Origin of the sequence: Hymenobacter glacieicola (genome assembly GCF_014640315.1) — a bacterium.
GTDB classification, from domain to species: domain Bacteria; phylum Bacteroidota; class Bacteroidia; order Cytophagales; family Hymenobacteraceae; genus Hymenobacter; species Hymenobacter glacieicola.
On sequence record NZ_BMGS01000004.1, the window covers coordinates 80,148 to 95,899 of the forward strand.

9 protein-coding genes and 1 other RNA gene are annotated in these 15,752 nt (G+C 60.9%); 3 read left to right on the forward strand and 7 right to left on the reverse strand.

Annotation, left to right across the window (positions count from 1 at the left end; all coding sequences use genetic code 11):
- Positions 1-227: 227 nt before the first annotated feature.
- Complete coding sequence (locus IEW18_RS08370; protein WP_188557389.1) at positions 228-2,651, forward strand: alpha-ketoacid dehydrogenase subunit alpha/beta; 2,424 nt, start codon at positions 228-230, stop codon at positions 2,649-2,651.
- 76 nt (positions 2,652-2,727) lie between these two features.
- On the opposite strand, the gene IEW18_RS08375 is transcribed toward IEW18_RS08370, so the two are convergent.
- Positions 2,728-3,279 carry a hypothetical protein gene (locus IEW18_RS08375; RefSeq protein ID WP_188557390.1) on the reverse strand — a complete coding sequence of 184 codons (552 nt, stop codon included), beginning with the start codon at positions 3,277-3,279 and terminating at the stop codon, positions 2,728-2,730.
- Positions 3,280-3,394: 115 nt separating this feature from the next.
- Between IEW18_RS08375 and IEW18_RS08380 the strand changes: the two genes are divergently transcribed.
- Entirely contained in the window at positions 3,395-4,396 is a 1,002-nt protein-coding gene (locus tag IEW18_RS08380) for an acyl transferase (RefSeq protein WP_188557391.1), read from the forward strand.
- A gap of 161 nt (positions 4,397-4,557) precedes the next feature.
- Here the strand turns inward: IEW18_RS08380 and IEW18_RS08385 are convergent, their stop codons facing one another.
- The 4 genes from IEW18_RS08385 to rnpB form a co-directional block, all read right to left on the reverse strand.
- On the reverse strand, positions 4,558-5,736 hold the full coding sequence (locus IEW18_RS08385; protein ID WP_188557392.1) for a sigma-54-dependent transcriptional regulator: 1,179 nt from the start codon (positions 5,734-5,736) through the stop codon (positions 4,558-4,560).
- 143 nt (positions 5,737-5,879) lie between these two features.
- On the reverse strand, positions 5,880-8,300 hold the full coding sequence (locus IEW18_RS08390; protein WP_188557393.1) for a glycoside hydrolase family 2 protein: 2,421 nt from the start codon (positions 8,298-8,300) through the stop codon (positions 5,880-5,882).
- Positions 8,300-10,936 (reverse strand): cellulase family glycosylhydrolase, encoded by a 2,637-nt coding sequence (locus tag IEW18_RS08395; RefSeq protein ID WP_188557394.1) that lies wholly within the window; start codon positions 10,934-10,936, stop codon positions 8,300-8,302. The genes IEW18_RS08390 and IEW18_RS08395 overlap by 1 nt, the downstream gene beginning before the upstream one ends.
- A gap of 84 nt (positions 10,937-11,020) precedes the next feature.
- Positions 11,021-11,511: RNase P RNA component class A (rnpB, locus tag IEW18_RS08400), an RNA gene on the reverse strand.
- A 234-nt stretch (positions 11,512-11,745) separates the two neighbouring features.
- Between rnpB and IEW18_RS08405 the strand changes: the two genes are divergently transcribed.
- On the forward strand, positions 11,746-12,183 hold the full coding sequence (locus IEW18_RS08405; RefSeq protein ID WP_188557395.1) for a hypothetical protein: 438 nt from the start codon (positions 11,746-11,748) through the stop codon (positions 12,181-12,183).
- A 191-nt stretch (positions 12,184-12,374) separates the two neighbouring features.
- Here IEW18_RS08405 and IEW18_RS08410 read toward each other — a convergent pair whose 3' ends face one another.
- Positions 12,375-14,237: a M1 family metallopeptidase gene (locus IEW18_RS08410; protein ID WP_188557396.1), complete on the reverse strand. Its 1,863-nt coding sequence runs from the start codon at positions 14,235-14,237 to the stop codon at positions 12,375-12,377.
- A gap of 154 nt (positions 14,238-14,391) precedes the next feature.
- Positions 14,392-15,504 carry a Smr/MutS family protein gene (locus IEW18_RS08415; protein WP_188557397.1) on the reverse strand — a complete coding sequence of 371 codons (1,113 nt, stop codon included), beginning with the start codon at positions 15,502-15,504 and terminating at the stop codon, positions 14,392-14,394.
- Positions 15,505-15,752: the final 248 nt, after the last annotated feature.

The window sequence follows — 15,752 nt, forward strand, 5'->3', positions numbered from 1 at the left end:
GAAGCTAGAAGTGAGAAGTCAAGAGCTAGAAGTGGGAAGGGAAGCGCAGCTACGTCAGAATGCATTCTGACTCCTAGCTTCTACCTTCTAGCTCCTACCCAAAGATAACCACAAAAACGCCTGACACCGCATCAAACGTAAATCCGTACTTTTGGGGGCCTGCTTTCCGGGCGGCAGGCTCCCACCCTTCCTCACCTCCGGCTCCTAACCCACCCGCCTTCTATTTTATGGCCACTGCCGAAACCGCCGCCGACGTGTACACCAGCGTCGCCTCCCTCAGCAAAGAAGACCTGCTCCATGATTACCGCCTGGGCTGGGAAAGCCGGCAGGCTTCCTTGGCCGGTCGTAAGGAAGTATTCATGGGCAAAGCCAAGTTTGGCATTTTCGGCGACGGCAAGGAAGTGCCCCAGCTGGCCATGGCCCGCGCTTTCCGGGCCGGCGACTGGCGCGCGGGCTACTACCGCGACCAGACCTTTATGCTGGCCATCGGGGAGCTGACCCTGCAGCAGTACTTTGCCCAGCTGTACGCCCACGCCGACGTGGCGGCGGAGCCCTCCACCGCGGGCCGCGCCATGAACGGCCACTTCGGCACCCGCCACCTCGACGAGGATGGCAACTTTAAAAACCTGGCCCAGAGCAAAAACTCTTCGGCCGATATTTCCCCTACCGGCGGCCAGATGCCCCGTCTGGTAGGCCTGGCTTACGCCTCCAAGCTCTACCGCCAAAATCCCGAGCTGCACCAGTTCAGCCAGTTTTCGGTGAATGGCAACGAGGTAGCGTTTGGCACCATCGGCAACGCCAGCACCTCGGAGGGCATGTTCTTCGAGGCCATCAACGCCGCCGGCGTACTCCAAATTCCGATGCTCGTGAGCGTCTGGGACGACCACTACGGCATTTCAGTACCTGCTGAGTACCAGACCACCAAGCAGAACATCAGCGAAATTCTGAAAGGCTTCCAGCGGGAAGGCGAGGGCCAGGACGGCTTCGAGATTTTCCGGGTGAAAGGCTGGGATTACGCCGGCCTGATTGACACCTACCAGCGCGCCGCCGAAGTATGCCGCACCCAACATGTACCCGTGCTGGTGCACGTGCAGGAGGTAACGCAGCCCCAGGGCCACAGCACCAGCGGCTCGCATGAGCGCTACAAAAGCAAAGACCGCCTTTCGTGGGAGGAAGAGCATGACTGCCTGCGCAAACTGCGCGAGTGGCTGCTCCAGGAAGGCCACGCCTCGGAAGCCGAGCTCGACCAGATTGAAAACGAGGCCAAGGAAACCGTAAAAGTTGCCCGCACCACTGCCTGGAGCGAGTTCTTCAACCCCATTAAGCAGGAGCGCGACGAAGTAGTGCAGCTGCTGAACAAGCTGGTGGCCGAAACCGGCGCCGAGAATAGCCTGCACGAGCTGGTGGAGCCGCTGATGCACAACTCCGCGCCCATCCGGGCCGATCTGGTGCGTACCGTGCGCCGCGCTTTGCGCCAGGTGCGGGGCCAGCGCAGCGCCGCCCGCCGCGACCTGCAGAATTGGCTGGAGCAAGCCCTGGCCGAAAATGCCGACCGCTACAACTCCTACCTCTTCAGCCAGAGCGAGGAAGCCATCGGCAACATTGTGGAAGTGAAAGCCGAGTTTGCCCCGAACGCGCCCCAGGTAGATGCCCGCGAGGTGCTGCAGGCCTGCTTCGACGCCAACTTCCAGCGCGACCCGCGCATCTTCGCCATTGGCGAGGACGTAGGCCGCATCGGCGACGTAAACCAGGCGTTTGCCGGGTTGCAGGAAAAATTCGGGGAGCTACGCGTAACCGACACTGGTATCCGGGAGTGCACCATCGTAGGGCAGGGCATTGGCGCCGCCATGCGCGGCCTGCGCCCCATCACTGAAATTCAGTACCTGGACTACCTGCTGTACGCCATCCAAATCCTGAGTGATGACGTGGCCCCGCTGCAGTACCGCACCAAAGGCGGGCAGAAGTCCCCGCTGATTGTGCGCACCCGTGGGCATCGCCTGGAAGGCATCTGGCACTCCGGCTCGCCCATCCAGATGATTCTGGGCTCCATCCGCGGGATGCACCTGTGCGTGCCGCGCAACATGACCCAGGCCGCCGGCTTCTATAATACCCTGCTGCGCTCTGATGAGCCGGCCATTGTCATTGAGTGCCTCAACGGCTACCGCCTCAAGGAGCGGATTCCGTCCAACGTGGGCGAGTTTACGCTACCCCTGGGCCAGCCCGAGACCCTCAAGAAAGGCAACGACCTGACCATTGTAACCTACGGCTCCATGTGCCGCATTGTGCTGGATGCCGCCAAGCAGCTGGAGGAAGTAGGGATTAACGTGGAAGTAATCGACGTGCAGACCCTGCTGCCCTTCGATGTGGACCACGTCATTGCCGACAGCCTGCAGCGCACCAACCGCGTGCTGTTCGCCGACGAGGACGTGCCCGGGGGCGCTACCGCCTACATGATGCAGCAAGTGTTGGATGAGCAGCAGGCCTACCGCTTCCTCGATTCCCAGCCCCGCTGCCTCTCGGCCCAGGCCCACCGCCCGCCCTACGGCTCCGACGGCGACTACTTCAGCAAGCCCAACGTCGAGGACGTGTTTGATGCCGTGTACGAAATCATGCAGGAGGCGGAGCCCAAGCGGTTTCCAGCTATCTACTAGGTAGCCCGCAAACAGTCGGCCCCGGCGCTGGATAACCAGGGCCGGGGCCGACTGTTTTCTTGGCTGACGGGGCGGTTTACCGAATGGTAACCGGGTCGGTCACGACTTCGTTGCTTTCGTGCAGGGCGCGGTCCACGATCTGCACTTTAAAGCGGACTACGGCGCCGGGGGCAAAGGAGCCTTGGAAGAAGTTTTGCCCGAAGGTCAATTCGCCTTTCAACGGCGCTTTCCGGGAGCCTTGGCTTTCGGGCTCCAGGCGCGGGTAGCGGCTGTTGTAGTTGAAGTTTCCCAGCGGCAAATCGGTGTAGGTATTGTCGCTGTTGCGTACCTGGGGCGTGAAAAAGTAGTTGTTATAGTACTTGTTCGGCTGCCCGTTCTGGTCTATTTGGCTGTAGGGGAAGGTCGTCTCGTTGTTGTTTAGGCCCAAGTCCCCGTCCCCATCCTTGAAAGAAACCGTTACGGACACCGTATCAAAGGCACCGGTAGGCCTGACAATGCGGTTAACGACGATTTTTTTGAAGGCAATTTCCGGCGTATCGGAGTAGTCGGGCTCACTAACGCAGGAGGCCGCCGCCAGCCCACCAAAGGCCAGCAGAGCAGCACAGCTCAGAGTACGAAGTAGGGTCATAAAAACAGCTATAATACGCCGGCGGAAGCAGCCCAGCCGGCCGGAAGGTACAACATCTGAACGAACGAAGAAGCGCCTGCATTGTTCTACGTTTCGCTAACCTTGAGTTCCCCGAATGAGTTTCCGCGAAGAGCATCTTCACCACTTACCGCTGCTGACAACAGGCACCGCCGAGGCCGCTGCCCTACGCTTGTTTCAGTACCAGGCCCAGCACTGCCTGCCTTACCGCGACTACCTGGTGGCCCTGGGCCGCAAACCAGCAGCCGTTACCCGGGTGGAAGACATTCCTTTCCTGCCGATTGAATTCTTTAAAACCCACGACGTCCGGACCGATGCTACCGAGTGGGAGCCCCAGGAAGTATTCCTAAGCAGCGGCACAACCCAGCAGCAGCGCAGCCACCACTACGTCCGCGACCCGCAGCTGTACCGCCGGCACGCCGCCCGCATCTTTGAGCAGTACTACGGGCCCCTCACTGGCTGGACGGTACTGGCGCTGCTACCCTCGTACCTGGAGCAGGGCCAATCGTCGTTGGTTGCCATGGTCGATTACTTTGCCCAGGTGTCGGGCCAGACCCAACCGGCGTTTTTCCTCCACGACCACGCCGCCCTACTCACGGCCCTGCGCGAAGCCAAGCAGAACTCCGGGCGGCGCGTTTTGCTTATCGGGGTCAGCTACGCCCTGCTCGACTTGGCGGCGGCCTACGCCGGCGACCCGGCTCTGCAGGGCCTGACGGTGCTGGAAACGGGCGGGATGAAAGGCCGCCGCCGCGAAATGATTCGGGAAGAGTTGCACGCGGAACTGCAGCAGGCTTTCGGGCCGGCTGGCATCCACTCCGAGTACGGCATGACGGAACTGCTGGGCCAAGCCTACAGCCTGGGCGACGGCCGCTTTCACGCCCCGCCCCAGTTGCGCGTACTCCTGCGCGACCCCAGTGACCCATTCTCCGTCTCAGCAACCCGGCCAGCCGGCGCCCTCAACGTCATCGACCTGGCCAACGTAGATTCCTGCGCCTTTATCGAAACCAAGGACCTGGCCCGCCTGCACCCCGATGGCTCGTTTGAAGTGCTGGGCCGCCTCGATAACTCCGATATTCGCGGCTGTAATCAAATGGTGTAGGTAGTCGCACTACCACTACACACAACCACCTGTCATCTTGAGCTTGTGAAAGACCTTGTCACGCATAGACGAGTCGTAACAACTGACAATCGTTCTCTCGTGATAAGGCCCTTCGCTCTGCTCAGGATGACAGGTGGTTATAGTACTGCCTGCGCAGTAGGCTACTTCCCGGCGAAGGCGCGGGCGTCGGCTTCCGAGATGGTGTCGTCGCTCATGATGACCAGGCGCTCCACCACGTTGCGCAACTCCCGGATGTTGCCGCGCCAGTCCAGACTTTGCAGGTAGGCCAGGGCCGCGTCTTCAATGCGCTTGGGCTTGGTACCGTAGTCGGCGGCAATGTCCTTGAGAAACTTCTCGATGAGGGCCGGAATGTCGTCGCGCCGGTCGTTGAGGGCCGGCACCTGAATCAGGATTACCGAGAGGCGGTGGTAAAGGTCTTCGCGAAAGTTGCGGTCGGCAATTTCCTGAAGCAGGTCCTTGTTGGTGGCGGCCAGCACGCGCACGTTCACGCTGATTTCTTTCTCGCCCCCCACGCGGGTAATCTTGCTTTCCTGCAAAGCCCGGAGCACTTTGGCCTGGGCCGAAAGGCTCATGTCGCCGATTTCATCCAGGAACAGGGTGCCGCCGTCGGCTTGCTCAAACTTACCGATGCGCTGCTTGACGGCCGAGGTAAACGAGCCTTTTTCGTGCCCGAACAGCTCCGACTCAATCAGCTCCGAGGGAATGGCGGCGCAGTTTACCTCAATCAGCGGGCCGCTGCTGCGGTTGCTGAGCTCGTGGAGCTGGCGGGCCACCATTTCCTTACCAGCGCCATTGGGACCTGTAATGAGCACGCGGGCATCGGTAGGCGCTACCTTCTCAATGGCCTTGCGCACCGCCGTCAGGGCCGCCGAGTCGCCAATCATTTCTGAATTCTTGGCCAGCTTCTTCTTCAGGGTTTTGTTTTCGGAGGCCAGCTTGCTGGTTTCGGCCGTGAGCTTGGTGCGGTCCAGGGCGTTGCGCACGGTCACGAGCAGGCGGTTCAGGTCTGGTGGCTTCTGCAGAAAGTCAAACGCGCCTTTCTTGGTAGCGTCCACGGCCATTTCCACGTTGCCGTGGGCCGATACCATAATAAAGGCCGCGTTGGGGGCTACAATGCGGGCCCGCTCCAGCACCTCAATGCCATCCATCTTGGGCATTTTGATGTCGCAGAGCACCACATCGTACTTGTCGCGGATGAGCATGTCAAGGCCCGTGGGGCCATCCTCGGCCTGGTCAACCTGGTAGCTTTCGTACTCGAGAATTTCCTTCAGCGTGTGCCGAATGGCTTTTTCGTCGTCAATAATTAAGATGCGGGGCATGGGCTAGGAAAGGGCAAATGGCAGAAACCAAAGTAACGAAAAGCCGGCGGCAATAAAGCGGCCGGGCTCGTAAACCTTGACTTCACGGATTGAGCGGGTGTAGGCCCAGGGCCTACTTAGAAGGCTTAGACAGCCTACACTACCTACGGTTTAACGCTGCGCACGGATAAGGTAGCCGCCGGCAGGCCCTGGGCCGTAGCCGTGAGCTGCACGGCGCCGGGGATGCGGCCGGCCCGCAGCAGGGCGGTGGCAATGCCGGCTTCAGCGGCCACCGGGTTGTCGCCGAGCAGCTCGGCGTCGCCGCTGGTTACGGCGAAGCGAATGGGGGTAGTGGCCTCGGGCAGCGGCGTACCCTGCGCATCGACCACGGTGGCGTACACAAATACGGCGTCCTGGCGGCCAGCGGTTAAGGCCCGGCCGCTCTCATCGACGCTGAGCTGCAGGTGGTGGGCCGGGCCGGGCGTGCGCCGCAGGTGCTCAGCGGCCACTTGGCCCTTCAGATAGGCCACGGCGCGCAAGGTGCCCGTCGAGAATGGCGGCACGGTGAAGGTGAACGACGGGTGGGCTAGGTGGGAGGAATACTGGTCCTGGTCGGGGCGCTGGCGGGCTATGGTGTTGCCATCGAGCTGCAGCTCTACCTCCGTGCAGTTGCTGAACACGCGCACTTGCCGCGGCGTGGCGCTGGCCTGGGCGTAGCTGGCCAGGTACACCATCGGCTTGCCGAAGCCCCGGGCATCGGGCGCGGGACCGTACTGGCTCTGGTAGAAGTAGAAGGCAAACTTGGGCAGGCGGTAAATATCCATGATTCCCGAGGACTCAATATCCGGGGCGTAGCCGCGCTTATAGTCAAACATCAGCCAGTTGGCGTCGCCGATGGCGGGGCCCACAAAGTTGTCGTTGTGGGCTTCCTGAAAGTTGAGGGCCTGTTGCACGAGGGCCCGCTCGCCCTGCCCGCGCAGCTGGCGCGACGTGCGCTCCGATTCCTTCAGGCCCGCGTAGGCCGTTTGGTTGAAACCGGCGTTCTGAGCGTAGTATTCCCAGTCGCCGTACTCGCAGAGCAGGATGGGCTTGGGCTTGTTGTATTTGTGCCAGTAGTCGGGCGCCTTGGCGTGCTGGCGGGCCGGAATGAACACATCGTAGGCATAATCCCGCCAGCCGCAGGTGTACACATCGGTCGTCCAGGGCAGCTCCTCGTGCACCGCCTGGTGGGCCTGGTTCATGAAGGACTTGCTCATGTCGGTTTCGTTGAGGGCCGCTTCCCAGAGCACGATGCTAGGGTGGTTTCGGTCGCGGCGCACCATGTCGCGCACGTGCTGCAGGCTGTTGCGCTGAAAGGCCTCACCCCCGAAAAACTGCCAGCCGGGAATGGAGTTCATCACCAGCAGGCCCAGCTCGTCGCAGGCTTGCAGGAAAGCCGGGGAGGGCGGGTAGTGGGAGCAGCGCACGAAGTTGAAGCCCGCCTGCTTGATTTTCCAGGCGTCGCGGTACTGCATTTCATCCGAGAGGGCGTAGCCCAGGTAAGGATACTCCTGGTGGCGGTTGGTGCCGCGCAACCGGGTTTTCTGCCCATTCAGGTAGAAGCCATCGGGCGCGAAGCGGATGGTTCGCACGCCCGTTGCTACCTCCTGCTGGTTTACGCTCCGACCTTTCTCGTCCAGGACTTCTACCCGCAGCCGGTAAAGGGTAGGCTGCTCCGGCGACCAAAGCTGGGGCGACTTCAGGGAGAAAGTTTGCTTAACGGCCGTAGCCGCACCGGGCGTCAGCAGGGGCGCGTCCGTCACGGCGCGGGCCACTTCCTTACCGGCCGCGTCGAGCAGCACGGTGCGCAGCCGGGCCGGGCGGGCCGCATAGTGGTCGTTGCGGATTTCCGTCTGGATGTGAAGGGTAGCCTGCTGGGAACTGACGTTTTCATAGTGCAGCAGAATCCCGCCACCCGCCACGCGGCCCGACTCCACGGCATCGGTGATGCGCAGCCGGTCCTGAACCAGCAGCTGCACCGGGCGGTAGAGGCCCCCGTAGTAGTTGAAGTCGAGGTCTTTGAGCGGCTTGCCGGGCGGAATGGCGGGGTTGTCCTGGTTGTTGAGCTTGACCAGCAGGCAGTTATCGGCGTTAACCCGGAGGTGGGGCGTCAGGTCGACGGTGAAGGGCAGATAGCCGCCCTGGTGGCGCTGCAGGCGGCGGCCGTTCAGGTACACCTCCGCCTCGTGCATGGCCCCCTCAAACCGAATGGCTACGCGGCGGGCCGTATCGGCGGAACTCACTCGGAAAAAGCGGCGGTAAAAGCAGGTGCCCTGCCACTGCCGGCCGGCAGTAACCACGGGCTCCAGGCGCGGCGTGTGGGGGAGGGCCACCGTTTGCCAGGGCTTCGACTGATCAGCCCGCGCGAAGAAGGTAGGCCCTACGGCCGTGTCTACGTCGCGCACAAACTCCCAATCAGCGTTGAAAGTAAGCGGCAAAGGCGACGTGCCGGGGCCAGACGAGGTGCCGGAACGGGAGCAGGAAGCCAGGGCCACCAGCGCCGCCAGCAACAGCAGGCTTTGCAGTAGGAAAGGGCGAAACAGCATTACCGCAGGTATATCGATTCAAGGTCGAGGAAGGGTCGCCCCTCAGTGGCCGACGTAGCGGCCGGGCCTAGCAGCACTTGCAGCACTTCGGCCTGGGGCAGCGGTAGAGTAGCCGGGCCGGCCGTTTGGAAAGTCAGCGGCAGAAAGCTGGGGTAGGGGCGCGGCAGCAAGGATTGAGCACCTAACCGAAAGGCCGACAGCGGCACGCGCACTTCCTGCATGTCGGCGCCCAGCTCCACGTCGGCTACGTAGGCGGCCGCGTCGCGGGTGGTTAGCACGAGGCGCACCGTGCCAGCACCCGCCCCGCGCCGGCCGCGCAGGACTACCTCCTGGAAGCGGCTGATATCAGGCGCGCGGGCGGCCAGCCGGTCGCCGAAGTAGGCGCGCAAAAAGGCCACCGGTGCGGTGGCATCGGCGAAGGGAATGGGGCTGGTGGGCGCAGGGCTTTGGAGCAGGCGCAACGCCAGCTGGCCGTTGCTGGTGGTCACGTAATCAGCCCAGCCGCCCCCGTTGATGCCGCCGGTTTCGGTGCGCTGCTGGTCCTGGCTGGCCACGTAGAGCGGCAGGGCCGTGCCCGGGGCCACAATGGTTGCTTCCCACTGCTCCCGGGGGGCGTAGTCCCAGTCGCGGGGGCTGCCGGGGTGGCCGCCGGGAAAGGTGGTGTTTCGGTTATTGCCTTTCACGACAATCCAGTAGCGCAGCAGGCCGGGGTAGAGCAAGTTCGCGGGTACCGTTGCCTCGGCCGTGGTCAGCGTAAGGCGGCGCATCGGGATGGTGCGGGTGGGACCATAGTAGTGCTGGGCGACCAGCAGTACCGAGTCGGTAGGGGCGGCGCCGGCTACGGTGGCCTGGAGCGTGGCCGGCTGCCCGGCTTGCAGCTGGGTGGGGGCCGAGTGCAGCACCTGCACGGGCAAGTTGGTAGCCGGCGGGGCCACAAACTCGCCCAGCTTAATAGCGCCCAGCGTCGTTTGGGCCGTGAACGTGCTGGCGTTCTTGCCCCGCGCGGCTACCACGTATACACCGGGTTGCAGACGCACGGTACCGTTGGTGGCCTGGCCCTGGAAGGCGTTGCCCTCGTTCAGCCCGCGCACCGTAAAGTCAGCGCCCAGACCGGGGAGCGTCAGGCGCAGGGGCTGGGTGTTCCAGTCGATGCGCGTCACGGGCTGGCGCAGGGAGGTAGTGGCAAACGGGTCGCGTACCTGAATGGCATCGGGCATCACCTCCAGGCGCCACACGCCGGTAGCTAGTTGGTCGAGGAAGTAGGCGCCGGTGCCTTCGTAGGAAACCACTGGCGAAGAACCCGTGCCGGCCAGGCGGCGCAGGGCGGCGGGCTTGCGGGGCTGGGTGGTGGTGGAGCTGGTGTAGTAGAATTCTTCGGGCGTATTCAACTCACTGACGCCCGCGCGGTAGCTTACCCGGAAGTTGTGAAAGGTAGAGTCCTGGGGGTAGGAGCGGAACTGCTGGCCCCGGGGCACCTGCCGGAACACCTTGCCCGCAATCAGCAGGCTAATAGCTTTGGCAGGCGTATAGGCCAGGTTGAGGTAGTGGGTCTGGTATTCGGTGTTAGCAAAGGCAATAGCCAGCGGGTCGTAGGCAAACTGCGTGGCCCACTGAAAGCCGGCGCTGCGGAAGGAGCGGGCCATCAGCGGGTACAGCACGGGCTGCAAAATATCGGCCGACTCAAACTCGTACACCATGCGCGGCTTGCCGGCAAAGCGCGGGTCCTGGGCGTACGGGATGGGGTATTGGTTGACCAGCGGCAGCAGGTTGCCGCGCAAGGTGTGCCCGCCCACCAGGGCCGAGGGGTACCACTGAAACGTAAAGCCCTGCACCGGGCTGCTCAGGATGGCATTGGCTACCGTAGGGCTTTCGGCAATGTTGTAAAAGATGGGCTTTTTGTAACCGGTAGCCCGCATAGCCCGCACCATGCGCTGCACAAAGCTACTAACCTCGGCCTCGGGCTGGCGGTAGTGGGGCTCGTTGCACACCTCGTAGGCAATGATGTCGGGGTCTTCGCGGTTAAGCTGGCCGGTATACTGGTTGCGGTGGTTCAGGAACTGACCCAGGTACCTCTCCTGGGCCCGCACGGCCCGCTCGTTGTTATAGGCCCGGCCCTTGGGGTAGAGGCTGGAAAAGCCCGTCTGGGCCGTGTCCTTCTCGGGGTAACCGTTGCCCCAATAGGCAATGGGCGTCAGAATGATTTTGATGTGGCGCGCTTTCAGCTGCTGCACCAGATAGTCGAGCAGGCGCAGGTGTTCGTTCTGGAGCAGATTACCCACCGTATCCGTGATTTCCACGTCCCAGACGTGCACTCGAAAGGCATCCACGCCCAGGCGCGAGAGGTGGTACACGTCCTGGTCAATGGCCTTTTCCAGGTTCACGCCCAGCTTCCGGTGGGCCCGGTAGGAGTAGGCGAAGGGGCTGGTGTAGTTCACCCCGAACAGGGCGACTTCCTGCTTGCTACCCTGCCAGCGCAGCACGCCCTTGGCATCCACGTACACATCGGCGCGGGCCGGCGGGGCCTTCTGAGCAAAGGCGGCCGGGCCCTCAGTAAGCAGCGGTAGTCCAGTAAGAAAAGCCAGAACAAACAACCAGCTGCGGCGAACAGCCCCAACAGCACGCAAGGATTCAGACATAACACAAACGTTTGACTTCGCGAAGTAACACCATATAAGCACAAAAACGGCCGCCGCATCCGAAGCTGCGGCGGCCGTTTGATGGAAGGTGATGAGTCTGTAAGCCGGGTTTTGTCCGCCCTTGCAAGCAACAGCGGCCCCACCATTTATCTAGGCCAGTCCTCGCGGAAAGGCTCCATCAACCTACCCGCTGGCGCCGGACGAGCCGCCCGGTGCCGGCCCCGAAGGGCCTGCGTGCCAGCTTATTTGGTCTTTCAACCCCTGAGGTTTACCCAGCCGGCCTGGTCACCCAGCCGCTGGTGCGCTCTTACCGCACCTTTTCACCCTTACCAAAGGTGAGATGGTGAAACTGTGAAATGGTGAGTTTGCCGTGCTGCTTGCGCAGCTTGAACAAGGACTCACTATTTCACCAACTCACCACTTCACCGCCTGGCGGTAATTTTCTGTGGCACTGGCTGTCCTGAGAAGCGTTACGCCGCCCAGTCCTTCCCGTTAGGAAGCAGGGTGCTCTGCGTTGCCCGGACTTTCCTCGTCGCCATTCTTGCGTCCGGCGCCGCGGTGGGGCGACCCATCACTGGGGGCAAAGGTAAGAACACGGCTGGGTTGCTAGCTGAAAATTTTCACCTAGTGTTCAATTTAGTAAAAGCAGTAAAGCCTTTTCCCAAGATGTTAATTTGCGTTGCTGTGAAAAAGTAAGCTCAACTGCATCTACAGTTGAGCTTTTTCGTATTATGCGGTAAATGTGGTACGATACTTGAAAAGTGTTGCACATAACAGATCAAAATCCTGCTCTCACTTACTAGTAAAAGATGAAAAACATTCTCAAGAAAATAGCCATTCTCACCTTGTCGACTGGCCTTCTGGCAAGCACTAGCGCTTTAGCCCAGAATGCCATCGGCGGTGCTGTTCAGCAAGGAAATGGCGCCTACGTGCAAAAAACGGATCGTCAGGATTGTCTGGGAGCAAATTTGCTTGGTATTCCTGGTTTTACTGCTTCTTGCTTGACTATGACACAGGTAAAATTCTTAGTAACGCCTTCTAACAACCGCACAGCTGTTTGGAAAGGTGAATTGCCTGTTAATCAGCGTCCGGCCAAACGGTTTGTTCACAACACTACTTACTCTGAAACAGTAAACGGCGAGACTACCCTATACGATGTACAAACAATAACAGAACCCAACGGTTCTGTTATAACAACACTGTCTTATAAACAGAACGGTAAAGGTAAATCAAAGTCGAAAGCCTAAATTGTCTCTGTTATTAAAGCCAAAAGCAGCCTTTCCAACTTGGAGAGGCTGCTTTTTTGTGGCAATATGGTGTGCATTACTATGTATGCATCATTTATAACTTTAGTTCTCTACTACAAAATTCTACTGATGAAGGATCTACGAGCAAAGCAGATGTGAGGGCAGCAGCACCATGAGCTCGAATTTTATAATTACTTCCCCTCCCACACGTTATCCTTCGGGTAGCTGTCGGGCACGAGGGTAGCGCCTAGCTTCACTTGCTTCACGGCTTTGGTGGTAACCACGGGCACCGTAACGGTGCGGGCGCCCTGCTCCCAGACGGCAATGGTGCGGTGCAGCTTCTGGGTGGAGTTGTCCTGGAAGGTGAGGGTGAGGTCGACGGGAACAGGCTTGCTGCCTTTTGATTCGACTACCACGTCGTAGCCGGTGGCAGTTTTGGTGACCTGCTGGATGGCCAGGTCGGGGTAGCCGCCGTCGAAAAACCAGCGCTGCCAAAACCAGTTGAGGTTGCGGCCGGCCCCGGCGTTCATCGAGTTGAAGAAGTCATAGGGCATGGGGTGCTTACCGTTCCAGTTGCGGATGTAGGTGTGCAGGGCCTTGGTGAACAGCTCGTCGCCGAGCATATCCTTCACATAGAGGTAGCCCAGGCCGGGCTTGGGGTAGGAGTTGAGGAAGAAAGCCGTGCCGGTTTGCTGGGTGCTGAGCGTGACGATGGGCAGATCAACTTCGGTGGCGGCCGCCGCGGCGTAGGGCGCAATGCCGTAGTCGTCGTCGAGCTTGGGGTCGATGAGGCCCGAAATCAGCCACTCGCCGATGGTAGCCCAGCCCTCATCCATCCAGCCGTACTTGGTTTCGTTGATGCCCATGTAAAACGGGAACATCGTGTGGAATATCTCGTGGTCGGTAAGCGTAATGGCGTCCTGGCGGGTGCTGGTGGGGTTGTCGTTCACCATCATGGGGTACTCCATCTGGTCGAGGCCATCGAAAATGGTTTCGTGGGAGTAGGGAAAGGGCCACTTGGGAAAAGTGTACGACATGGCCTCCACGGTCTGGCGGGCAAAGTGAATCACCTCCTCGTAATCCTTGTGCTTGGTGTTGTACACGGCATCTACGCGGGTGCGGCGCTTGGTGGCCGGGTCCACCACCAAACTGCTCGACTGCCACACGTAATGGTCGGTGGTGGCAAACACGAAGTCGGTCACGTTCTTGGCCTCGAAGTGCCAGGTATTCTGGGCGTTGGGGGCGGTAATGTCCCGGGCTTTGAGGTCGGCCTCGGTGATGATGCTGGTGATGCCGTCCTTCTTCTCCGCCTCCTGAAGGCGCTGAGCGTACTTTTTGCTTAGCACTTGGCTGGCGTTGGTCAGGTCGCCGGTGGCCCACACCACGAAATTCTTGGGCACGGTGATGTCAGCGGAGAAGTTGGCGAAGTCGTTGTAGAACTCCTGGGAGCCGAGGTAGGGGGTGCGGTTCCAGCCGTCGATGTCATCGTACACCGCTATGCGCGGGAAGAAGTAGGCCACAAAGTCCGCGTTGGGCTCTACCTCGCCGGTGCGGGTGTGGGAGCCTTTGTTGAGGATGTAGGAGTAGGCAACCGACACCTGGGCCTTCTGCTTTGGGCCGATAGCGCGGCGTACGGGTACCGACAAATTAGTGAAATCGGCGCGCAGCTTGGCTACGTCCAAAGCCTGCCCGTTGATGGTCAGCTTGGTGATTTTCACCCCCTCGCTCACGTCCTCCGGGCTGATGCCGGAAGCCCGCGGCGCACCCTTCTGGTAGAGGTTGGGGTAGAGCTTAAACCAGATTTGCCGCAGTGAGTCGGGGCTTTGGTTGTGGTAGGCAATGTCCACGGTGCCCGCCACCCGCCGCGAGGTTGGGTCGAAGCTGACCTTTAATGTATAATCGGCGGAGTTTTGCCAGTAGTTGGGTCCCGGGTGGCCCGATTCACTGCGGGTGCCTTTGGCGTAGGTAGCCTGCAGGTTGCGCGGCACCGGCAACTGCTGGGCCGAAGCGGCAAGGGAGAGGAGGGAAGCAGCGAGTAGCGCGGGTAGTTTCATGCGGAAGGAATAGTTCTGCCGCAAAGGTACCACATAGGCCTGGAGGGTTGCGCCCGGAACGGTCATTCCGACCACAGGGAGGAATCTGGGGTAATCGATTCAACGACTTGCCCCAGATTCCTCCCTGTGGTCGGAATGACCATACTGGTTCGGCTTACTTCAGGCGCACCAGGGTAGCGCCGTAGCCGAACTTCTCCTTTTGCGAGTCCTCGAAGAACTTGATGTCGCGGTTACGGCTGAGCAGCTTGTGCAGCTCCTTACGCAGGGTGCCGTTGCCGGAGCCGTGGATGAAGATGATTTCGTGCATGTTGGTAGCCAGGGCCCGGCTCAGGGCGTCCTCGAAGGCTTCGAGCTGAAGCTTGAGGATGGCCGTGTTGCTCAGGCCTTCCGTGCCACCTTCCGGCATGAGGGCTTCCAGGTGTAGGTCTACCTCGTGGGGCGGGGCTACAATGGCTTTGGCCGGCTCCGGGGCGGGAGCCACGGCGGCGGGCTTGGCGGGCGCGTTGCCAGTGAGCTGGGCCTTCAGGGTTTCAGCCAGCTTTTCGGGGGCTACGACCACGGGCGCGGCGGGCTTTTCGTCGAGCTGGAAGAGGTAGGCCTCGCGCTGCAGCACGGGCACGTTGGGCTGGCGGCTGGTGTAGAAGCTGGCGGCCTTGAACTGCAGGCGCTTGGTCAGCAGCTCGTAGGCTGTCGTGCCGTTGAGCTGAAACGGCAGCAGCTGCACCACGGGAGCCGGCCACTGGTCGAAATCCTTCAGGTGCCAGTGGCCCAGAGGCTTGCTGGCCGATTTAGCCGCCAGCCGTTCCGCCGATAACCCCCGGTACTGCCCGTTGCGCTCCTCCCCAAACGTATAGAGCACGTCCCGGTCGGTGTGGTTGACAATCTGCAGGGCCAGCAGTTCCGGCGACTGGTGGGTAAGGGCCAAATACAAGCCCTTCTGAACCGGTGGGGTCAGGTTTTTATCGGCCTTAATGGGGGCCGGGCCTTCGGTTTTGCTAGCGTTGGCAGCGGATGCTGCGGGTACGCCGGCAGCTTTGGCGGCCCGGGCCGCGCCGGCAGAAGCTGCTTTCTTTTCGGCCGCCACCGAAGCCGCGCTCTGTCCGAAAGCCTTGGTTTCCTCGGCCGCTACCACGACTACCTCGCGGCGCAGCACTGGAATGGTGAAATCGTTGTCAATGGCTACCTCTACCAGCTCGTCGCTGAGCAGGCGGGTGATAATGCCTTCCTCGCGCCCAGTAAGCAGGCGTACTCGGTCTCCTACGTTCATATCAACAGAAACAAAAATCGGGTGGAATAATCAGCAAAGGTAGGCGGCCAGCGGGCTTCAGGACCAAAATATATTTGCCTAACTCCGCCGCCGAAGCACACGCACGTTCCGCGGTGAGAAGTAGCGCAAGGCCGCCAGGGCCACCGGCAAGCAAAAAGCCTTGGCTTAGCAGCCAGGGCTTTGTACGCAAATCTTTCTGCGGAAGGATTACGGTTTGCCTACGTGGGCTCATACAAGAAGCAATGGGC